Source organism: Hymenobacter terricola (assembly GCF_017921975.2).
GTDB lineage: Bacteria > Bacteroidota > Bacteroidia > Cytophagales > Hymenobacteraceae > Hymenobacter > Hymenobacter terricola.
The window spans coordinates 167,306-188,687 of the sequence record NZ_JAGEMO020000023.1; the positions used below are offsets into that span (position 1 = coordinate 167,306).

The window sequence follows — 21,382 nt, forward strand, 5'->3', positions numbered from 1 at the left end:
GTCTCTACAACGTGCCAGCGCTAACTAGGAAATAACCGGCAGGTGCCCCTCAATCTGCGTGCGGCGGGCCTCGTACTGGGGCGGCAGCAGCAGGTGGGTGCCCAGCTCGGCCAGCGGCTCATCGACCATGAAGCCGGGGTTTTCCGTGGCGAGCTCAAACAGCACCCCGCCCGGCTCGCGGAAGTAGAGCGAGTGGAAATACTGCCGGTCAATCTGGTGCGTGATGTTGAGGCCGCGCTTCAGCACGATTTCCCGGAAGCGCATGAGCGTGGCGTCGTCCTTCACCCGAAACGCGATGTGGTGCACCGTGCCGCCCGCCGTGATGCTGGGCGCTTCGCCGGCCACCTCCACCAGGTCGATGATGCTGGCCGTGTCCACGGCGTCGGTGGCGTAGCGGTAGCGGTTTACGTGCTGGTCAATCAGCTTATAGCCGAATACTTCGGTGAGGATGGCGGCCGTGGCCTTCTGGCTGGCCAGCGTCAGCGTCGCGTTGTGGAAGCCGCGCGTGGCCACATCGGCCCCGACTTCGGGCGTGGTCCAGGGCGTGCGGGCGTCCGGTGTTTTCGAGACGATGAGTTCCAGCTTCAATCCATCAGGGTCGAGGAAAGGGAGGTACTGCTCGCCGAACCGCTCGCTGGGCTTGTTGTAGGTGATGCCGTGGGCATCGAAGCGCTGCATCCAGAAATCGAGGCTGCCGGCGGGCACCGAGTAGCCGATTTCGGTGGCCTGCCCCGGCCCGCGCCGGCCCGCCGTGATGTGCGGCCAGGGAAAAAACGTGAGGATGGTGCCCGCCGAACCTACCTCGTTGCCGAAGTAGAAATGGTAGGTGCCGGGGTCGTCGAAGTTGACGGTTTTCTTGATGAAGCGCAGGCCCAGCGTCTTGGCGTAAAAGGTAAAGTTGCGCTGGGCGTCGCTGGCAATGGCCGTGACGTGATGCAGGCCGAGGATGCGGTCTTCCATGGGGATAAGCGCTTGGCAATGAATGGAAAAAAATGTCGTCAGGGCCTGATGAAAAAGGCCCGGCGTGGTTAGGCAAAGGACGTAGCCGGGGTGGTGTTGGCCCACTGCCAAACCCTGCAATCGGTGGTGTATTTTACTGATTGCGGGTTGTGATTCCAGAGCGTCATGCCCCGGCTGCGCTCGGCATGACGTTCTGCTTGCTGCTCACGGCCTGAAGGGAGCTGGCCGAACCGGTAAAATCTACCACCGATTGCAGGGTTTGGCTATGGAGGCGCGAGGAGGCGGCCGGGACCTTTGTCCCGCTGTGGTGCAGTAGCCCAAAGAGCTGCTGAAACTGCTCACCGCGCAGTGCTTTTCACCCCAATCCTTTAGCTGCTATGAAGGCCGAGCCACACCCTTTTTCGCCAAAGCTGACCGATTCACTTTGCTCCCCAAATTCCATGAGAACAAACTTGTTTTCCCCGCTTGAAATCCGAAGCCTGTGGCTAAAAAACCGGCTGGTGATGTCGCCCATGCAGCAGTATTGCAGCCCCGATGGGCTGGTCGGAGCCTGGCACCTGGTGCATTTGGGCAGCCGGGCCGTGGGCGGCGTGGGCCTGGTCATCACCGAGGCGACGGCCGTGACGCCCCACGGCCGCAATACCTTGTTCGATACGGGCTTGTGGAACGATGCGCAGGTAGCCGCCTGGCAGCCGGTTGTGCAGTTTGTGCAGGCGCAGGGGGCCAAAATAGCGGTGCAGCTGTGGCACGCGGGCGGCAAAGGCAGCCACGCCCATCCTTCGGCCGGATTCCATTACCTGCCCCCGGCCGACGGCGGCTGGCTCACCAAGAGCGCCTCGGCCGTATCGCTCGACAAGCAGCACACGTCAGAGCCGCTGACGATACCGGAAATAAAGGCGCTGGTCGCCGATTTTGCGGTGGCCGCCCAGCGGGCCGTACAAGCCGGCTTCGATGCCATTGAACTGCACGCCGGCCACGGCTACTTGTTCCACCAGTTTTATTCGGGGTTGGTCAACCACCGCCACGACGAGTACGGCGGTAGTTTCGAGAACCGGATTCGCCTGCTGGTGGAAACGGTGCGGGCCATTCGGGCCGTTGTTCCGGCCACCATGCCGCTGCTGGTGCGCCTGTCTGCCGTCGATTTTTCCGACGAGCCGCTCGCCTGGCAACTGACCGATTCCCTGCGGCTGACCGCCGCGTTGCAGCCGCACGGCGTGGACGTCGTCACGGCGTCCGCCGGGGGCTTCGGGATGCCGGACAAAGCGAAAATCAAACCGCTGTACCAGGTGCCTTACGCCGAGAAAATCAAGGCTGGCACGGGCATTCTGACCGGTACCGTGGGCCTCATCACGACGCCCGAACAGGCCAATACCATCATTATCGACGGCCAGGCCGACCTGGTGTTCCTGGCGCGGGAACTCCTGCGCGACCCTTATTTCCCACTCCGGGCGGCGGCGGCGCTGCAGGCCGAAACCCCGGTGCCCGTGCCCTACCTCCGGGCTTTCTAGCGACGACTTCCGGGCTGGCGATTTTCGCCAGGAGCCCGGCACCGGGCGTAACCTAACCCACTTCCCGCCGCGGGTTGCCTACCCGTTTTAATGCCTGGCGCAAGACATCATTCCTTATAAAATTCTTTGACTCAAACCCATGAACAAGACGTTTGTGCTCGTACACGGAGCCTGGTCGGGCAAATATGCCTGGGATGCCGTGCGGCCCGTGCTCGAACAAGCCGGCCACCGCGTTATCACCTTCGACCTGCCCGGCCACGGCAGCGACCCCACCCCCCTCGGCCAGCTTACGCTGGATTCCTATGTGCGCGCTACGCTCGCCCTTATCCGGGCGGAAGAGGGCGGTCCGGTCGTCTTGGTTGGGCACAGCATGGCGGGCATGATTATCTCGCAGGTAGCCGAGCAGGCGCCGGCCGAAATCGATAAGTTGGTGTACGTCTGCGCCTACCTGCCCCACGACGGGCAGAGCGCCTTCGATTTTGCCGATGCCGACAGCCTGCTGCCGCCCAACCTGCTCGTGTCGGCCGACCAGCTTAGCGCGACCATCAAGCCCGAAGCCATTGTGCCCATTTTCGCGGCCGACTGTCCCGCTTACATTCAGGAGCTGGTGGTATCCCGGCACCGGCCGGAGGCCCTGGCCCCCTTTCAGGCCAACGTCACCCTCACGGAACCGAATTTCGGCCGGGTACCGAAGTATTACATCGAAACGCTGCAAGACGTGGGGATAAGCACCCACTTGCAAAGGCTTATGATTCAGGAGAATGGGGCCGTGGCGCAGGTATTTGCGCTTGACTGCGGGCATAGTCCTTTTTTCGCCAGGCCCACGGAGCTGGCTACCATTCTCAAAGACCTGTAGCGCCTGATGCCCTACAGGTTGAGTACGGCCGCGCCGGTGCATTCGTCCACTTCCCGCGTGAGGCGCCTGGGGTGCACTACGATGGTGATTTCGACCGAACCCGTGCCAACTTCCAGCGCCAGCAGGTGCCCACCGTAGGCCGTGAAGTTCTTGTCCGTCACCACGCCGTGAACGTGCAGGGCCGGCTTATCGTCCTTCCAGGCAATGCTGCCCGTCATGCTGGCCAGCTCCGTGTCGCGGAAGGCTTTGGGGTCGTACTCCTTCTTCGCCGCGTTCCAAAAGCCGAACGTGGGATGCACGAACCCAAAGCCGGTAAAGCTGGCGCTGGGAATCTTTTCCCGGATGGCCAGCTGCTCCAGCTCGTGCAGCACATTATCGCCGGGGTGCAGCACCAGCAGGAAGCCGTTGGGGGTGCGCAGGTAGTTGGCGGGTTTAGCGGTGGGCGTGGGCATGGGACGGGTTTGGGGAAGACCAGGTTGAAGGGTGAAGCTCAGCAAGAGCAGCCGCCCAAGCTTGTTGATGGCAGCGGCAATAAGAGCCAAACAGCAGCTCGGGGCCAGCCAGATAGAACTATCTGGCTGGCCCCGAGCTACTTTCTTAACTACTCAAAAAGGCCGCAAACATTTGGACGACACTACTTTACAGTGGGCTGGGCCCGCAGCAGGTACTGGTGCTGGCCGGAGAGCACCAGCTCGCCCCGCTGGTTGTGCACCGTGACGGCCGCGACCACCACGCCGGTTGCGCCCTGCGGAATGAGGCCGGTGATTTCCAGCGCCGGGTAGAGCGTGTCGCCGGCGTGCACTTCTTTCAAAAACTCGCACGACAACCCCGTGAAGCTGATAAACACCTCGCCGATGTAGTGCGGAAACAGCGTGGCGCCCGGCGCGGTGAATGCCAGCACCTGCAAGCCGTGCACCACTGGCGCCGGGTGCCCGCGCTGCTGCGCCCACACGGCATCGTAATGCACGGGGTGATTGTCGCAGGAAACGGCCTGAAATGCCGTGGCGTGGGCATCGGTGAGCGTCCGGCTGGGGGCGCGAAACACCTCGCCGATGCGCAAATCCTCAAACGTGCGGGCGGGCACGAGCAGGAAATCATCGGGATTGAAGGCGGGGCCGGAGCTGCCAACAGCCGGGGCGGAAGCGGGGGGGGGAACGGTCATGGCTGAAATAAAGGAATGTTGTGGATGGATGTTGTTACTGCGGTTTTAGTCCAGCAAAACGCTGATTTTTCCTTGCGTATGGCCGCCCGCTACCTGGCACAAGGCATCGGGCAGTTGGGCAAAGGGCCAGGTCCGCGCTACGTGCGCGTAGAGCGTGCCCGCCGCCAGCCGCGCCGCCAGCCGGCGCATGTCTTCCCCGTTGGAAACGGCCAGGAAGTGCTGGCCCCGCACCCCGCGCGCCCGCGCCTGGGCCAGCAAACTGGGGCTGAGGCCAATGGGCAGGCTGATGAGCAGGCCGCCGGGCTTGAGCACGGCCAGCGAGCGCAACGCCGTTTCGCCGCCGATGGCATCGAGCACCACGTCCACGGGCGGTACCACGTCCTCAAACCGCTGCCGGGTGTAATCAACGTGCGCATCGGCCCCCAGCGAGAGCACAAACACCCGCTTGCTGGCCGACGACGTGCCGATGACGTATGCCCCCCGCTCCCCGGCCAGCTGCACCGCGAAGTGCCCCACGCCGCCGCCCGCCCCGTGAATGAGCACGCGCTGGCCGGGCTGCACGTTGGCAGTGGTCATCAGCGCCTGCCAGGCCGTGAGGGCGGCCAGCGAGGCGGCGGCGGCCTCGGCGTGGGAAATATTGGCCGGCTTGGGGGCCAGGTGCCGGGCCGGGGCGGCCACGTATTCGGCGTAGCCCCGGCCGGGGCCCGGAAAGTTCACCGCGCCAAATACCGCGTCGCCGGGCAAAAAATCCAGTACTTCAGGCCCCACGGCGACTACTTCGCCCGAAATATCCCAGCCCGGAATCATGGGTTCGGCGTCCTGTAAGGCGTGGTAAGCGCCGTGGCCATTGGTGGTGTTGACATCGATGGGGCCGAGGCTGATGGCGCGCACCCGCACCAGGACTTCGCCGCGCGCGGGCGTTGGCACGGGAACATCCATCAGGTGTAAATCAGCAATTCCAGTGGTGTCCGTCAAATGGAAAGCCTTCATGAAAGGAAGCAGGAAAGTGAAAATGGCCGGCCGGGGTATCAGCCGGGGCCGGCAGCAGGCGTAGCTGCCGATACTGGGCAAAGAACCCCTTTCCTGCTACCGCAATCAATGGCTGAATCCTGCAATTGCCGGTACATATTCCTGATGCAGCTACTCGCCAGCCCCCTGCAGGGCTTCTTCAGCTACCCGCCGTCTAGGCCGCCGACAAAGCGTAGTGGCGGCCGGGAGCCGGGGCGACTTCGTCGGCTTCCAGCTCGGATAAGTTGCCCCGGCAGGGGCCGTGCTGCGCCCAGATGCGCTCCTTGAACTGGGAAAAGGTGACCCCGACGGTCCGCTTGAACAGCTTGCTGAAGTGCGAAACGTCCTCAAACCCCAACTGGTAAGCCACTTCTTTCAGCGGCACGTCGCGCAGCGATACCAGGCGCTGGGCCTCCAGCATGATGCGCTGCCGGATGTGGGCGCTGGCCGGCCGGCCGGTTTCCTTCCGAATGGCCATGCTGAGGTGGTTGGCCGTGACGTGCAGCTGGCTGGCGTATTCAGCCACCGATTTCCAGTCCGTGTAATGCGCTTCCAGCAGCTTCCGAAACCGCAGGAACAGCCCCGACTGGGCCGGCGGCGCACTGGTCAGGGCCTGCTGCTGGCTCAGGCGCAGGCAGCAGATGAGCAGCGTTTTCAGGTAGGCACGCAGCAGGGCGTCGCGCAACAGGGCCGGGCTGTCGGCCTGCCGCTGCACGCTGGTTAGCAGAAAAGCCAGCTCCTCGGCCTGCTCGGGGGGCACGGCCAGGCCCTGGCCCGCGCCCGACTCATGGAACAGGCTGAGCAGGAGCAAATCCTGGTCGTCGCCGGTGAGGTGAATAAATTCATCGGTGAAGCGAATGACCCGGCCCTGGGCCCCCGCCGGCACCTGCGCCAGCGCCAGCTGGCCGGGACTGCTGAAATACAGCTCGACCGGCCAGGCGGTTGTGGTTCCGGAGCCCTCGACCAGCACCACGGCGTATTGCTGCCACCGGGTGAAGGCCGCCGAAGCGGCGTGGCGATGTACCAGCGGCCTAAGGTCGCCCAGGGGGCTGATGGCGAAGGCCGAAGCAGGGGTAAGGCGGGGATGCGACGAAATAACCATGTGCGACAAGGCTAAGAGGTTTGTTTTCAGGGAAGTAATGGCTGTGTTCGTGGGGCGCAGCGAGGAGCTGCGCGAGCTGCGCCGGGCATTTCAGGAGTTTTGCCGGTGGTTCGGAGGAGAAGGGGTTGGCGCTACCTGCAGCGGGGACAATTCTTGCGTTGCCAACCCAGTGCCAATCCCGGGAGCAAAAATTTATTTTTGCATACCCTGTTGATTAATAGTAAATTGATAGACTTTTGCACGAAGCCTGGCCTGCGCTGCTGCCTCCGACCCAGCGGAGTCTCCGATATATCGGAGGCCCGGTTCGGAGTTTCGGAGGGAGTCGTTGCTTCGCAGGGAAACCGCCAACGTCCCCTCGCGCCGTCTGCTGAATTGTACCATGCTAGTTGCTTCCGACGACCTCGCGCCCCCGGTCACCATCCTCATCGTCGAGGATGAATTCCTGATTGCCAACGACCTGCGGCGCATCCTCACCAAGGCCGGCTACCAGGTGCTCGGCCTGGCCAAATCGGTGGCGGAGGCGCGGGCGCTGGTGGCCCGGCAGCCGCCCGGCATCGTGCTGCTGGATATTTTCCTGCAGGGCGACCAGACCGGCATCGACCTGGCGCAGTGGCTGGCTACGCAGCACATTCCGTTCGTCTTCCTCTCGGCCAACCTCTCGGATAGCGTGCTGGAAGCGGCCAAAGTGACCCAGCCCTTCGGGTTTCTGAACAAGCCCTTCCGCGAGAAAGACGTGCTCACCACGCTCGAAATCGCGCGCTACCGGCACGCCCACGGCGAGGAGGTGCAGCTCCGGCAGCAGCAGCAGATACAGGTGGCCGTCAACAACGCCATCATCACTATTCAGGACCGCGACCAGCTCTGCCTGGCCATTGCCGCCCAGCTCGATAAGCTGGTGCCGTTCACCTTCCTCAACCTGCGCATCGGCCTGCCCGAGGAGCAGTCCTATTACTGGCTGATGCTGCGCAAAACGGCCCTGGGCACCTTTGAGCGCATTCACCTGCCCGCTCTGCTGGGCGCTGATGCGTCGGATGAGCTGCTCGAAAAGCTGACCCGCGAAACCCCCGACCAGCTGGGCGAGGAGCCCGGCATCTTCACCGGCCCGGCCTTCGAGGTGCTGTGCGCGCACAGTTTCACGGCGCGGGCTAGCCGCGATGCCTTCGGGATGCACTCGCTGATGACATTCCCGGTGGTGCTGAAACGGCGGTCCTTCACCAATCTGCAGCTGGCCTGCACCGAGCCCATCGGCTTCACGGCGGCCGACTACAACACCGTCAATCTCATCATTCCCCAGATTGCGCTGGCCCTGGACAACCTGCTGGCCTGCGAGGAGATAGATGACCGAAGAGCCTTGAAAACGGCAGAGCTGGCCATTGTCAGCGCGTTTCAGAACGGCCGGGACATGGCCGAAATAGCCCCGCGGGTAGCCGCTGCCATCAACGGGCGGCTGCCCGGCACCGATTTGCTCAGCATCTACCGCGTGGGCCGGGTGCTGGGCGGGGCCTCGTTTGATGTGACCGTGCAGAAAAAAGACGACCAGTTCGTGCTGCTGCGCGAGGAAGACCTGGGCCTGCCCGCCACCGTCTCGCCCCTCGAATGGCAGCAGCTGGTGGCCGATATGGAGCCCTGGCTCCTGCAACCGACGCTGAACGTGGGGCCGCAATCGGCCGAAGTGCAGGGCCGCAGCCTGGTCACCCAGCTCTACGGCGAGCGGCTGGGCCTCAAGTCGTCGATGTACGTGCCCATCGTCCTCAAAGGCCAGCCGGTCGCGGCCCTGGTGCTGGCCAGCAAGGCCGCTTACGCCTTCACCACGAAGGACTTGCTGGCCCTCCAGGACATGGGCGCGCAGCTGGCCCTGGCCCTGGAAAACCTGCTGGCCTTCGAGCGCATCCGGCTGCTGGGCGAGCAGCTGGAGCAGGAGAAAACTTACCTGAACGAGGAAATCAAAACCAGCCACAACTTCGAGGAAATCATCGGGACGAGTCCGGCCCTGCTGGCCGTGTTCCACGGCATCGGCCAGGTGGCCCCCACCGACTTCACGGTGCTGGTGACCGGCGAAACCGGCACCGGCAAGGAGTTGATTGCGCGGGCCGTGCACAACCTGTCGCGGCGCAAGGGCCGCACCATGGTCAAGGTAAACTGCGCCGCTCTGCCGCCCCAGCTGATTGAATCGGAGCTGTTTGGCCACGAGCGGGGCAGCTTCACCGGGGCCACCGATAAGCGCATCGGCAAGTTTGAGCTGGCGCAGGGCAGCACCATTTTCCTCGACGAAATCGGCGAGCTGCCGCTGGAATTGCAGGCCAAGCTGCTGCGCGTGATTCAGGAAAAGGAGATTGAGCGCATCGGCGGCAAGGGCCCCATCGTGGTCGATGTGCGCATCATCGCGGCCACCAACCGGAATTTGCAGGCCGAAGTCGCTGCCGGTCGGTTTCGGTCGGACCTCTACTACCGGCTCAACGTGTTTCCGCTGCTGGTGCCGCCCCTGCGCGAGCGGCCCGAAGACATCCTGTCCCTGACCACGTACTTCCTGCAAAAAATCAGCAAGAAGCTGGGCAAGCCGCTCACGGGCCTGGCCACTTCCATGCTGCAACAGCTGCAGCAATACCCCTGGCCGGGCAATATCCGCGAGCTGGAGCACGTGCTGGAGCGGGCCGCCATCATGGCCCGCTCCACGACGCTGGAGCTGGCCGAGCCGCTGCTGGCCGGCCCGTTGCCGCCGGGCCCGTATGCGCCGCCCGGCGCGGTGAAACCCATGCAGGACGCCATGCGCGAAGCCATTCTGGCGGCCCTGGCCCAGGCCAACAACCGCATCCGGGGCCGGGGCGGGGCCGCCGAGCTGCTGCACCTGAAGCCCACCACGCTGGAATCGCGCATGAAAAAGCTGCAAATTGTTCCCCCCAAGCAGCTGCCTTAGACGGGGGCAGGCGCGGCCGTTTTAGCCGGCACCTCAAATTCCAGCCGCACCTGCACCCCAGCCGCCTGGGTGATGCGCAGCCGGCCATCAATCTGGTGGCTCAGGCCGTGCATAATGGTGAGGCCCATCGTGTGGTTGTCCTCCACATTGAAGTTGGGCGGCAGGCCCACGCCATCGTCGGCAATCGTTAGCTGGTAGCGCTGGCCGCCCATCGCGGCCAGCGCAACGGCCACGGTCCCGCCGCGCTGCCGCGGAAACGCGTACTTGAAGGCATTGGTGAGGGCTTCGTTGATAATCAGGCCAATGGGGGTGGCCAGGGCGGCATCCAGCTCGATGGGCGCCACGGCCAGCCGGGTTTGCACGGTGCCCTGGCACTCGAAAGATTCCAGCAGGTGGCTGGCAATCTCCCCGATATATTCCGCCATGTTCACCCCCGCCAGGCTAGTCGACTGGTAGAGCTTCTGATGAATGAGGGCCATGGCCCGCACCCGGTTCTCGCTCTCGCGGATGGCGGCCAGCGCAGCCGGGTCATGCAGAAAATCTGACTGGGTACTCAGCAGGCTGCTGATAACCTGCAGGTTGTTTTTCACGCGGTGGTGAATTTCTTTCAGCATCCAGTCTTTTTCGACCAGCAGCTCTTCCTTTTCACCCAGCAGGTGCTGAAGGGAGTGGTTCTGCTGGTTTATTTCCCGCTGCTGCGCTTCGAGCAGCTGGTTGCCGCGCTGCTTGAGGCGGTAGCGGTTGTAGCTCAGGCCCAGCAGCAGGGCCAGCAATACGGCTCCGCTCAGCAGGGCGTTGCGCTGGAAGTCTTTTTGCCGAATGCTGCTTTGCTGCAACTGGGTTTGCTTGGTTAGCAGGGCAATGTTTTGCTCTTTCTTGCGGGTATCGTACTGAATTTCCAGGCTGGCCAGCTGCTTGTTCTTGGTTGCATTGAAGATGGAGTCGTTCAGGGCTTTGTAGCGCTGGTAGTGCGCGATGGCAGCGGGAAAGTTGTGCTGCGCTGAATCGACCTGAAATAACCGCAGGTGCAGCCGCGATACGCCGAGCAAAAAGCCGCCGCGCTGGCTTTCCCCAAGGGCCTGCTGATAATGCCACCGGGCTTTGCCGTAGCGCCGGGTAAGCAAGTAAAAATCGCCCAGCGCTTGGTTGATACGCATATTTCCCAAGTCATCGGGGGGCCGGGCCCCGGCCAGGGCCAGCACCTGGGCATACTGCTGCTCGGCCAGCGGGTAGCGCTTGAGCGCGACGTATAATTCGGCCAGGTACTGCGCGTAGCTCAGGCGGTCGGCCGCGGCTACGGGCCGGGCCGTGCGCAGGTAAAAAGCCAGCGCCTGCCGCGCCTGCCCCTGCCTGACCAGCGTTTTGGCAACAATGCCCGCCATTCGGATGACCTCGGGGGAATGGGCTTGCTGGAGGTTGCGCAGGGCTTTTCGGTAATACGTCAGCGCCGTAGGGGTTTCCTCCACTTCGTCATACAGGCCCCCAACCCGACTGTAGAAGCCCGCAATGGCACTGGTGTCGTGCGTGGCCTGGGCACTTTCAATGGTGGCCAGGCCGTAGCGCAGGGCTTCTTTGTAATTGCCCAGCTGCCGGTTGGCCGCCAGCAGCAGGTCGTAGGTATAATGCAGCTCCCGGTGGCCCGAGGCCCGGTACAGGGCCACCACTTGCAGCAGCTCGCGCATGGCCTGGCCGGTGTTGCCTTGCAGCAAGTGCGTGTCGGCCAGTAATTTGAGTATATAGGCGGCCTCCGTTTGCGCTCCCACCTGCCGGAAAAGGGCCCTGGCCTGCTGGTAGCAGGCAATGCTGAGCGGCAGGTAGTGGGCCACGCGGGGGTAGCTGTTGCCTAGGCGGTACCAGCCCAGGGCTTCCAGGCGCGGGCGGTGCTGCTGCCGGCTGAGCCGCAGCCCCTGCCGGATGAGGCCCCGCCCGGCCGTATCGGGGGAGGCGAGCAGCTGTAGCTGGCCCAGCGCGTAGAGGCTGGCAATGCGGCCGGCCTCAAAGTGCAGCGTTTCGCTCAGGGCGCGGGCCTGCTGGCCATACGCCCCGGCCGGACGAAAATCGGTTTCCAGCTCCTCGCTTCTCGCCAGCACGTCGGTGCCAAGCCGGAGCAGCAGGAGCACCCGGTTGGTATCGGGGCGGCTCTGGCGCAGCTGGGCCCGCAGGCTGGCCAGGTCGGCCGGGCTGAGCAGCGGGTATAGCGGCTCGGCCCGGCCGGAAAAACCGGCCGCGAAAAACAACAGCAGAAGCAGGCGTTTCATACAGGTGGGGCAGCGGTTATTGCTCAAAATAGCGCCGGCATTCCGGCCCAGCGTCGCGCCAGGGCATTCGATGCGCGTAAAATACCACCGAATGCGGGGTTTATACCTTTTGCCGGGGTAGTCGGGGCAGTAGGTTTGTGCTGTCAATCAAGTACTACGCTTCCTTGCTGAGCGCAGTGGCCCATGCCAGTACCGATAATTAACCCCTGCCCTATGATGAGCAACACCGCCACGTACCAGTCGTCCCAAACGACGCCCGTCGCCCTCGACTCGGCCCTTTCCCGCGAGGTCAAAACCTTCCTGGCCGCCCTGAACGGCGCGGGCGGCCCGCCCCTCGAAACCCTCTCGCCCCAGGAAGCCCGCCTGGGGCTGGTGGGCGCGCAGGCTTCGGTAAAAGTCGATTTGTCGGGCATTGAAGTGTCCGAAAAAACCATCCGCAGCGAGGGCCTGCCGGTGCCGCTGCACATCGTGCGCCCCACCGGCACCGCTGATACGGTGCTGCCCGTGTTCATCTTCATCCACGGCGGCGGCTGGGTGCTCGGCGATTTTCCCACCCACCAGCGTCTGGTGCGCGATTTGGTAGTGGAGTCCGGCTACGCGGCGGTGTTCGTGGACTACACGCCCAGCCCGGAGGCGCAGTACCCGCAGGCCATCCACGAAATCTACGCCGCCACCAAATGGGTGGCCGAGCACGGGGCCGAAATCAACGTCGATGGCCACAACCTGGCCGTGGTGGGCAACAGCGTGGGCGGCAACATGACGGCCGTCACCACCCTGATGGCCAAGGAGAAAGGCGGCCCCCATATCAAGCTGCAAATCATGATGTGGCCCCTCGTGGACTCGAATTTCGAAACCGAGTCGTACCAGAAATTCGGCCAGGACCGGTTCCTGACCACCTCGCTCATGAAGTGGATGTACGACCACTACACCACCGACCCCGCCGAGCGCGCCCAGGTATACGCTTCGCCGCTGCACGCCACCAAAGAGCAGCTGCAGGGCCTGCCGCCGGCCCTCATCCAGATTGGCGAAGCCGACATCCTGCGCGATGCTGCCGAAGCCTACGGCCGCCAGCTCGACGAGGCCGGCGTGCCCGTGACCACGGTGCGCTACAACGGCATGATTCACGATTTCGGCCTGCTCAATGGGCTGGCCACGCTGCCGCAGGTGCGCTCCCTGGTGGTACAGGCGGGGGCCGAACTCAAAAAACACCTTGGCTCCTGAGAGCCCTAACCAACCACTATTATGAAAATCACTGTTTTAACCGCGCTAGGCGCCTTAGCCCTTTTATCCATGAGCCTTACTTCCCCTGACAACGCCGCCGCGCCCGCCGCCGTTGGCATCAAAAACATCGTGCTCGTGCACGGCACCTGGGCCGACGGCTCCAGCTGGGCCAAGGTAATCCCCTTGCTGCAAGCCAAGGGCTACCACGTCACGGCCGTGCAAAACCCGCTCACCTCCCTGGCCGACGATGTGGCCTCCACTAAGCGCGCCATCGCCCTGCAGGACGGCCCGGTGCTGCTCGTGGGCCATTCCTGGGGCGGCGTGGTCATCACCGAGGCCGGCAACGACCCGAAAGTGGCCGGCCTGGTGTACGTGGCCGCCGCGGCCCCCGACGAAGGCCAGTCGTTCCTGGAGCTGGTGCAAACCGCGCCCGCCACGCCCGGCAACGACGAAATCCGGCCCGACGCCTCCAGCTTCGTGAGCATGACCCCGAAAGGCATCATGGAGGATTTTGCCCAGGACCTGCCCAAGGTCGAGCAGCAGGTGCTCATCGCCACGCAGGGCCCCCAGGCCTTTTCGGCCCTGAAGGAGAAAGTGACCCAGGCCGCCTGGAAAACCAAGCCGTCCTGGTACATCGTGGCCAGCAACGACCGCATGATTAACCCCGACCTGGAGCGCACATTGGCCAAGAAAATGAAGGCCACCACGACGACCGTGGCCTCGAGCCACGTGGCCATGCTGGCCCAGCCCACGCAGGTAGCTGCTGTCATCATGGACGCCGCTACCAAGCTGGCTGCCAAGTAAACCGGGCATCAAGCACGGCATTTGTAAGGCACCTTTCCAGGAAAATTCCTCCTGGAAAGGTGTTTTGTGTTTAACTATAGTGGGTGAATCATTTCTATACTCATCGCGAAGTGAGATGCGAATAAAGGCTTAAAATTGTGCAATGGAAGTTCAGCTTTCCGATACAGAGCGGCAGTTGCTGCGGCAAGCGCAACGCGCCTGCCGGGGCAAGGCGGGGTATGTGCCGGTGACGGTCCTTCTTATGCTCGACCGGGGACGGGCCGTGGCGGCCATCGCCGAGGACCTGGGCCTAGACGAAGCCACCCTATACCGCTACGTCCAGACCTACCGCTTGAAGGGCTTGGCGGGCTACCTACACGCCGAACAGCCCGGCTACTGGGGCAGGCGCTCTACACCGACTGCCGGGCCATTGCCGACTGGCTGGCCGCCCGCTACGGGGTGCGCCACTCTATCTCGGGGCTGACCGACCTGCTGCACCGGCTGGGGTTCTCCTATAAATTGACCACGGCCGTACCCTGCCAAGCCGATGCCGCGAAGCAAACGGCCTTCGTCGCCGACACGCTGGCCCCACTGCTGGCCGCCGCCGAGGCCGGGGAAGCGGTGGTGTACTTTGCCGACGCAGCCCACCCCACCCCCAACACCCGCGCCACCCATGTGTGGACCGAAACGGGCAAAGAACGGCCCCTGCTCACCGTCAGCGGCCGCGAGCGGGTCAACCTGAATGCCGCCCTCAACGCCCACTGCCCCCGGCAGGTCTACCTCGATGAAACCGACTGCGTCAATGCCCAAAGCACCCAGCGGCTGTACGAAAAACTGCTCACGGCCCACCCCGACGGTCCACTCCAGGTCATCTGCGACAACGCCCGCTACTACAAAAACAAGGCCCTCCTGGCCTGGCTGGCCGACAAACGCCTGTTCCAGGTCTTTCTGCCCCCCTACTCGCCCAATCTGAACCTGATTGAGCGCCTGTGGAAGTTTCTGCGCCAGAAAATCATTAATACTGCTTTCTATCGCACCAAGGGCCAATTCAAAACGGCCGTCCTGGACTTTTTCAACCGACTCCCCGAGTTTGGACAAGAACTCGCGTCCCGTCTAACCCTCAAGTTTCATATTATTGACTCGCACACCACTCTGTGACGAGTATAATAACACCCCACCTATGCCAAAACCGAGTTGGACGGACAAGGAGATAAACCGGTGAGTGAGAAGACGGGTTGGACGTAATGCCGAAATATTAGTAGTAGATTGTACCCCTGCAGGCAGCAAATTGAAATAACTGACCTTAGTTACCTCTCATATTTTTCTGTTAAAAGGGAGCTCCTCATTGTGCTTCCAAAGGAGATGAGACGTCCAAATGCGCGATAGAATGCCTTACATGCTTAGAAGTGCCCGCCAAATTATTGGGGTGGTGCTGTGCATCTGCTTGTTATTGGGTACGGGAAGAAGCGCAGTCCAGGCCGCCCAGCCGCCGCGCTACACCATCGGGTTCTCGCAATGCACCACCGGCGATGCCTGGCGGCAAGCCATGCTGGCCGGGATGCGCAAAGAGCTGAGCTTTTACCCAAATGTGACTTTCCGCCTGAAAGACGCTCGCGACAACAGCAACCGCCAGCAACAGCAAATTCAGGAATTTCTGAAGGAGGGGATTGACTTACTGATAGTATCGGCCAACGAAGCCGAACCCGTAACGCCGGTGGTGGAGGAAGCTTTCAACCGCGGCATTCCGGTGGTTATCCTGGACCGGCGCATCGCCTCCAAACTCTACACGGCCTACGTGGGAGGCAACAACCTGGCGATAGGCCAGGCCGCCGGCCGGTACATCAGGAGCCTGCTCGCTGGCCGTGGCAACATAGTGGAAATCCAGGGATTGGCCGGCGCATCGCCGGCCGTTGACCGGCACCGCGGGTTGGTTTCAGCCTTGGCTGCCTACCCCGGCCTTCGCCTCGTGGCACAGGTGCAAGGCGACTGGAAGCGGCCATCGGTCATCGCGAGCCTGCCCGCCGTGCTGCGCGCGCACCCCGAGGTGAACGTGATTTTCGCGCACAACGACCGCATGGCCCTGGGCGCCTACCAGGTGTGCAAGCAGCTGGGGCTGGAGCACCGCATCCGGGTGGTGGGCGTGGATGGGCTGTCGGGGCCGCAGGGTGGTATCCAGTTTGTGCAGGACGGCGTGCTCACGGCCACGTTGCTCTACCCGCCGGGCGGCGAGGAAGCCATTCGCACGGCCATGAACATCCTGGAGCATCGTCCATACGCGAAGGAGAATATTCTTGGCACCATGGTTATCGACTCGACCAACGTGCTGACCATGAAGATGCAGACGGAGCAGCTGGCCAGCCAGCAGCAGGACATTCAGCGGCAGCAGCGCCTGTTGCAGCAACAGCGCGATACCTACGCCAGCCAGCAAACGGTGCTCTACGTGCTGGCCGGGGCGCTCCTGGTAGCGGCGGCGCTGGGCCTGCTGGTGTGGCGCGCGTTGCGGGCCAACCGCCGCATCACCCGCGTACTGGCCGGGCAAAACAACGAAATCCGCTCCCAGCGCAACCAGATTCAGGAGTTTGCCGAGCGGGCGAAGGTCGAAACCGAGGCCAAGCTGCGCTTCTTCACCAACTTCTCGCACGAGCTGCGCACGCCGCTTACCCTCATTTTGGGGCCGGTAGAGGAAATGCTGACCAGCGGCACCCACTTTGACGCTGCCCACCGCCAGGACCTGGGCCTGGTGCGCCGCAATGCCCAGCGCCTGCTGCGCCTGGTGAACCAGCTCATGGATTTCCGCAAGATTGATGTGGGGAAGATGCCGGTGCACGCCACCGAGGGCAACCTCGTGGCCTTCGTGCGGGAAATTCTGGACTCCTTCGAGAAATCGGCCCGGCAGAAGGGGGTGACGCTCTGCTTTTTGCCGGCGGAGCCACTCATCAGCCTGCCCTTCGATGTGAACATTCTGGACAAGGTGTTCTTTAATCTGCTGGCCAACGCGTTGAAATTCACCCCGGAGCACGGGCAGGTAACCGTTAGCATTCAGCCGCTGCCGGCTGAGCGCACCGTGCGCGTGCGCGTAGAAGACACCGGGCGCGGCATCAACGAGCAGGACCAGGCGCACATCTTCGAGTGGTTTTACCAGGGGCAGCACCCGGGCGCGCAAGGCTCGGGGATGGGCCTGGCCCTGGCGCTGGGGCTCACCCGCCTGCACCTGGGGCAGCTCACGTTTACGAGCCGGGTGGGCCAGGGCAGCACCTTTGTGGTGACGCTGCCCCTCACCCTACCGGCCGCGCTGCTGGCGCCGGGGAAGGCCAACATGCCCAGCTTGACGCCGCTGGCCGAGGAACCCCTGGCCGCAACGCCCACGGCCACCGATGAGGCCCTTGAAGCCCGCTTTGCCACCGGCGAAGGGCGTGACGCCCTGGTGCTGCTTATCGAAGACAATGAGGACGTTAATGCCTTTCTGGCCCAGAAGCTGCGCCCGCACTTCCAGGTACGCACCGCTACCGACGGGGCGGCGGGCCTGCGCCTGGCCGCCGAACTTATTCCCGACCTCATCGTGAGCGACGTGATGATGCCCGAAGTCAACGGGCTGGAAGTAGTGGCGCAGCTGAAGGGCGACTGGCGCACCTCCCACATTCCCGTTGTGTTGCTTACGGCCCAGGGCGCGCCCGAGCAGCAGGTAGAGGGCGTGCAGGCCGGGGCCGACCTCTACCTTACCAAGCCATTCAACCCGACTTTCCTGCTCGAAAGCCTGCGCACGCTGCTCAGCAACCGCGAGCGGCAGCGCGAGCATTTCCGCCGCGAGCTGAGCGTGGACACGGCCACCGTGGCCCCGGCTCAGCGCGTCGACCAGAAGTTTCTGGCCACCTTATCGGCCATTGTGGAGGCCAACCTCGACCGGGCCGACCTGAGCGTGGAGGACGTGGCCCGCAGCCTGGGCATCTCGCGGGTGCAGCTCTACCGCAAGGTGAAGGCCGTGCTCGGCACCAGCCCGACGGACTTCGTGCAGAGCGTCCGCCTCACCAAAGCCCGCCAGCTGTTGCTTGATGACTCCCTCACCATTGCGGAGGTTGCCTATCAGTTGGGCTTCAATTCGCCCTCGTATTTCTCCACCAGCTTCAAGGGGCGTTACCAGATTTCACCCTCCGAGTACCGAGCCCTGCACATTGCGCCCGTGGGCTGAACGGATAGTGAAAGGCAGGTAACGTGGGTGTAACCAGGACGCATTTCCCAATCGTTTATAATGGGATAAATCACTGATAATCAAAGTAAATAATATATTTTATGCGGTGAACGAATAGTTAACGCTTTTGAGAGGATTGAGCAAGCCCGCCGGGGCTGGCCGCCGGAAATTTGAATCATCAATCACCCCGCTGCTCTTGGTGGCCGGGAGTTGGTCAGGTCCTTTTTCTGCTGTTTAATCCCACTCAAAAACGCATGAACTCATTGCTACATTCTCTTCCGCAAGCGGCGCTGGTGGCGCTGCTCGCCGGCGGCCCGGCCCTGGCGGCGGGCCCTGCCGAAGCCAGCGGCCCGGCCCGGCCCACGCACTCGGCGCTGGCCGACCGGCCTATTACGGGCAAGGTGACCGACGAGAAAGGCGAAGGCCTGCCCGGCGTGACGGTGCTCGTGAAGGGCACAGCCCTGGGCACCAGCACCGGTCCCGACGGCAGCTTTGCCATCAGTGTGCCCGACAACGCAACGCTGGTTTTCTCCTTCGTGGGCTACAAAACCCAGGAGGTGCCGGTGGGCAGCCAAACCACGGTAGCGGCCCGGATGGCAACTGATGCGGCCGCCCTGGACGAAGTGGTGGTGACCGGCTACCAGACCCAGCGCAAGGCCGACCTGACCGGGGCCGTGTCGGTGATTAAGGTGGATGAAGTGAAGGACATGACCTCCAACGACGTGACGCGCAACCTGCAAGGCCGCGTGCCGGGCGTGAACATCACCACCGACGGGGCGCCCGGCAGCGGGGCCACGGTGCGCATCCGCGGCTTCGGCACGCTGGGCAACAACGACCCACTCTACGTCATCGACGGCATTCCGACCAAGGAAGGCATCGGGCAGATTAACCAGAACGACATCGAGAGCATTCAGGTGCTGAAAGACGCTTCGGCGGCCAGCATCTACGGCTCGCGGGCCGGCAACGGCGTGATTATCATCACCACGAAGAAGGCCAAGAAGGGCGCTACCCGCGTCGATTTCTCCACCTTTTTCACCTTGCAGAAGGCCGGGTCGCACATCAAGATGCTGAATACGCTGGACTACGGCAAGGTGTACTGGCAGGCTTCGACCAACGACCACACCGCGCCCAACATTCCGTTCTACAGCTACCAGTCGCACCTGGACGCCAGCGGCCAGCCGGTGCTCGACCAGGTGGTGGTGCCCGAGTTCATCGACGCCGACAAGACCCAGCGCTCGGCCGATACCGACTGGTTCAAGCAAACCCAGCAGGATGCCCTCATTCAGCAGTACAACCTGAGCCTGAGCAGCGGCGGCGAGCGGGGCGGGGCCCTGTTCTCGCTGAACTACTACGACAACACCGGCACGCTGAAATACACGGGCCTGAACCGCTTCACGGCCCGCCTGAACTCGGAGTATAACTACTTCGGCGGCAAGCTGAAAGTGGGCGAAAACCTGACGCTGGCCAAAACCCGGCAGGTGCAGTACGACCTGGGCCTGGTGCGCGACCGCAGCAGCCAGCTGCCGTCCATCGTGCCGGTGCACACCGTGGACGGCGTGGGCTGGGGCGGCCCGGTGGCCGGCATGAGCGACCGCGACAACCCGCTGCGCTTGCTGACGGATAACCAGCAGAACCGCTCCAATACCGGCCGGGCGTTCGGCAACGTGTTTGCCGATGCCGAAATCCTCAAGGGCCTGCACCTGCGCACCAGCTTCGGCGTCGACTACAGCCTGTATAAGTACACCGAGCTGTACAAGACGTTCAAGGCCGGCTTCCTCTCGAACCAGGACAACCGGGTGACGGTCAACAACAGCTTTGGGGGCAGCTGGACGTGGCAAAACACGCTGAACTACCGCGTGCCGCTGGGCGACAAGCACCAGCTGGACGTGCTGCTGGGCAACGAGCGCATCAGCTACGATTTTGAGAGCACCTACGCCTCGCGCACCAACTTCGCCACCGAAGACCCCAGCTACGTGGTGCTCGACGCCGGTGCGGCCAACAAGGACAACGGCGGCTCGGCCACGGCCTACCGGCTGGCCTCCTACTTCGCCAAGGTCAACTACGCATTTGCCGATAAGTACCTGGCGTCGGCCACCATCCGGCGCGACGGCTCGTCGCGCTTCGGTACGGATAACCAGTTTGGCGTTTTCCCGGCCCTGTCGGTGGGCTGGCGCCTGAGCGAGGAAGCGTTTGTGAAGAACAGCGCGCCGTTTATTTCCGACTTTAAGCTGCGGGCGGGCTGGGGCCAGACCGGCAACCAGGACATTGCCAACTTTGCCGCCCGCGGCCTCTACCAGTCGTTGCTGGGCACCCTGGACCCCAACTTCGACTACGACCACGGCACGGCCTACGACATTTACGGCAACAACACGGCCCTGCCCTCGGGCTACCGCCGCGTGCAGCGCGCCAACCCCAACCTGAAGTGGGAAACCACCACCCAAACCAATGTGGGCGTGGACTTTGGCTTCCTCGACAACAAGCTGACCGGCTCGGTCGACTACTTCGTGAAGAACAGCAAGGACATACTGGTGAACCTGCCCTACCTGGCCGTGGTGGGCGAGGGTGGCGACCAGTTCGTGAATGGCGCTTCCATTCAGAACAGGGGCTGGGAATTTCTGCTCGGCTACCAGAACAAGCTGGCCAACGGCCTGACCTACAGCATCACGGGCAACGTTTCGACGTTCCGCAACAAGCTTACGTACCTGCCCAGCGAGGTGATTAACGCCTACGGCGGCAACGGCCAGGACGTGACCCGCCTGGGCCACTCCATCAACGCCACTTACGGCTACGTGGCCGACGGCTTGTTCCAGAGCGCGGCCGAGGTGAGCGGTGCTCCCACCCAGGTGGGGGCCGCTCCCGGCCGCATCCGCTACAAGGACCTGAACGGCGACGGCAAAATCGACAACTTCGACCAGACCTGGATTTCGGAGGGCGTGCCGGCCTATAGCTACGGCCTGAACCTGGGCGCGGGCTACAAGGGCTTCGACCTGCAGATTTTCCTGCAAGGCGTGCAGGGCCTCTACGCCTACAACAACTCCAAGTTCCGCACCGACTTTTCCTCGCTGGCCTCCGGCGAGAACTGGGGCCAGCGCCTGCTCGACGCCTGGACCCCCACCAACACCGGCTCGACCATTCCGGCCGCTACCCTCATCAACTCGAACAACGAGGGCCGCGCTTCCACCTACTTCATCGAAAACGCTTCTTACCTGAAGCTGCGCAACGTGCAGCTGGGCTACTCGCTGCCCGCCGAGGTGGCGGGCAAGGTGAAGCTGCAAGGGATACGCATCTACGTGCAGGCCCAGAATTTCCGGCTCGGCAAGAGCAAGCAGTTCACCGGCCCCGACCCCGAAGTGACGAACTACCAATACCCGGTGCCGCTGATTTACACCACCGGCCTCAACCTTTCCTTCTAAAGCCCAGCAAA

Annotated in this window: 15 protein-coding genes; 9 read left to right on the forward strand and 6 right to left on the reverse strand. The window is 63.2% G+C overall.

Annotation, left to right across the window (positions count from 1 at the left end; all coding sequences use genetic code 11):
* Nucleotides 1–24 precede the first annotated feature (24 nt).
* Nucleotides 25–960: a ring-cleaving dioxygenase gene (locus J4G38_RS16930; RefSeq protein ID WP_210521666.1), complete on the reverse strand. Its 936-nt coding sequence runs from the start codon at nt 958–960 to the stop codon at nt 25–27.
* Between the two features lie 440 nt (nt 961–1,400).
* Between J4G38_RS16930 and J4G38_RS16935 the strand changes: the two genes are divergently transcribed.
* Both J4G38_RS16935 and J4G38_RS16940 read left to right on the forward strand, forming a co-directional pair.
* A complete protein-coding gene (locus tag J4G38_RS16935; RefSeq protein WP_210521665.1) occupies nt 1,401–2,468 on the forward strand; it encodes an NADH:flavin oxidoreductase/NADH oxidase in 1,068 nt (355 codons plus the stop codon).
* 139 nt (nt 2,469–2,607) lie between these two features.
* Nucleotides 2,608–3,324, forward strand: coding sequence for an alpha/beta fold hydrolase (locus J4G38_RS16940; RefSeq protein ID WP_210521664.1), 717 nt, complete (start codon nt 2,608–2,610; stop codon nt 3,322–3,324).
* A gap of 11 nt (nt 3,325–3,335) precedes the next feature.
* Here J4G38_RS16940 and J4G38_RS16945 read toward each other — a convergent pair whose 3' ends face one another.
* From J4G38_RS16945 to J4G38_RS16960, 4 genes are all read right to left on the reverse strand, one after another.
* Nucleotides 3,336–3,776, reverse strand: coding sequence for a PPC domain-containing DNA-binding protein (locus tag J4G38_RS16945; protein ID WP_210521663.1), 441 nt, complete (start codon nt 3,774–3,776; stop codon nt 3,336–3,338).
* Nucleotides 3,777–3,958: 182 nt separating this feature from the next.
* Nucleotides 3,959–4,486 carry a MaoC family dehydratase gene (locus tag J4G38_RS16950; protein ID WP_210521662.1) on the reverse strand — a complete coding sequence of 176 codons (528 nt, stop codon included), beginning with the start codon at nt 4,484–4,486 and terminating at the stop codon, nt 3,959–3,961.
* A 45-nt stretch (nt 4,487–4,531) separates the two neighbouring features.
* The gene (locus tag J4G38_RS16955) at nt 4,532–5,476 is read right to left on the reverse strand and encodes an NADP-dependent oxidoreductase (RefSeq protein WP_210521661.1); all 945 of its coding nucleotides are present in this window, start codon (nt 5,474–5,476) and stop codon (nt 4,532–4,534) included.
* A gap of 193 nt (nt 5,477–5,669) precedes the next feature.
* Nucleotides 5,670–6,596, reverse strand: a complete 927-nt coding sequence (locus J4G38_RS16960; protein ID WP_210521660.1) for a helix-turn-helix domain-containing protein — start codon at nt 6,594–6,596, stop codon at nt 5,670–5,672.
* Nucleotides 6,597–6,975: 379 nt separating this feature from the next.
* Here J4G38_RS16960 and J4G38_RS16965 point away from each other — a divergent pair, with 379 nt between their 5' ends.
* Nucleotides 6,976–9,510: a sigma 54-interacting transcriptional regulator gene (locus tag J4G38_RS16965; protein WP_210521659.1), complete on the forward strand. Its 2,535-nt coding sequence runs from the start codon at nt 6,976–6,978 to the stop codon at nt 9,508–9,510.
* Here J4G38_RS16965 and J4G38_RS16970 read toward each other — a convergent pair.
* Nucleotides 9,507–11,768 (reverse strand): sensor histidine kinase, encoded by a 2,262-nt coding sequence (locus J4G38_RS16970; RefSeq protein WP_210521658.1) that lies wholly within the window; start codon nt 11,766–11,768, stop codon nt 9,507–9,509. The genes J4G38_RS16965 and J4G38_RS16970 overlap by 4 nt on opposite strands.
* Before the next feature lie 216 nt (nt 11,769–11,984).
* Between J4G38_RS16970 and J4G38_RS16975 the strand changes: the two genes are divergently transcribed.
* The 6 genes from J4G38_RS16975 to J4G38_RS17000 all read left to right on the forward strand — a co-directional run bounded on the left by J4G38_RS16975 (nt 11,985) and on the right by J4G38_RS17000 (nt 21,371).
* A complete protein-coding gene (locus J4G38_RS16975) occupies nt 11,985–12,989 on the forward strand; it encodes an alpha/beta hydrolase (RefSeq protein ID WP_210521674.1) in 1,005 nt (334 codons plus the stop codon).
* A 69-nt stretch (nt 12,990–13,058) separates the two neighbouring features.
* Nucleotides 13,059–13,793: an alpha/beta fold hydrolase gene (locus J4G38_RS16980; protein ID WP_226163494.1), complete on the forward strand. Its 735-nt coding sequence runs from the start codon at nt 13,059–13,061 to the stop codon at nt 13,791–13,793.
* 142 nt (nt 13,794–13,935) lie between these two features.
* Nucleotides 13,936–14,256, forward strand: coding sequence for a helix-turn-helix domain-containing protein (locus tag J4G38_RS16985; protein ID WP_210521673.1), 321 nt, complete (start codon nt 13,936–13,938; stop codon nt 14,254–14,256).
* A complete protein-coding gene (locus tag J4G38_RS16990; RefSeq protein ID WP_210521675.1) occupies nt 14,232–14,930 on the forward strand; it encodes an IS630 family transposase in 699 nt (232 codons plus the stop codon). The genes J4G38_RS16985 and J4G38_RS16990 overlap by 25 nt, the downstream gene beginning before the upstream one ends.
* A gap of 238 nt (nt 14,931–15,168) precedes the next feature.
* Nucleotides 15,169–17,958 carry a substrate-binding domain-containing protein gene (locus tag J4G38_RS16995; RefSeq protein WP_210521656.1) on the forward strand — a complete coding sequence of 930 codons (2,790 nt, stop codon included), beginning with the start codon at nt 15,169–15,171 and terminating at the stop codon, nt 17,956–17,958.
* A 254-nt stretch (nt 17,959–18,212) separates the two neighbouring features.
* The gene (locus tag J4G38_RS17000) at nt 18,213–21,371 is read left to right on the forward strand and encodes a SusC/RagA family TonB-linked outer membrane protein (RefSeq protein ID WP_210521655.1); all 3,159 of its coding nucleotides are present in this window, start codon (nt 18,213–18,215) and stop codon (nt 21,369–21,371) included.
* Nucleotides 21,372–21,382: the final 11 nt, after the last annotated feature.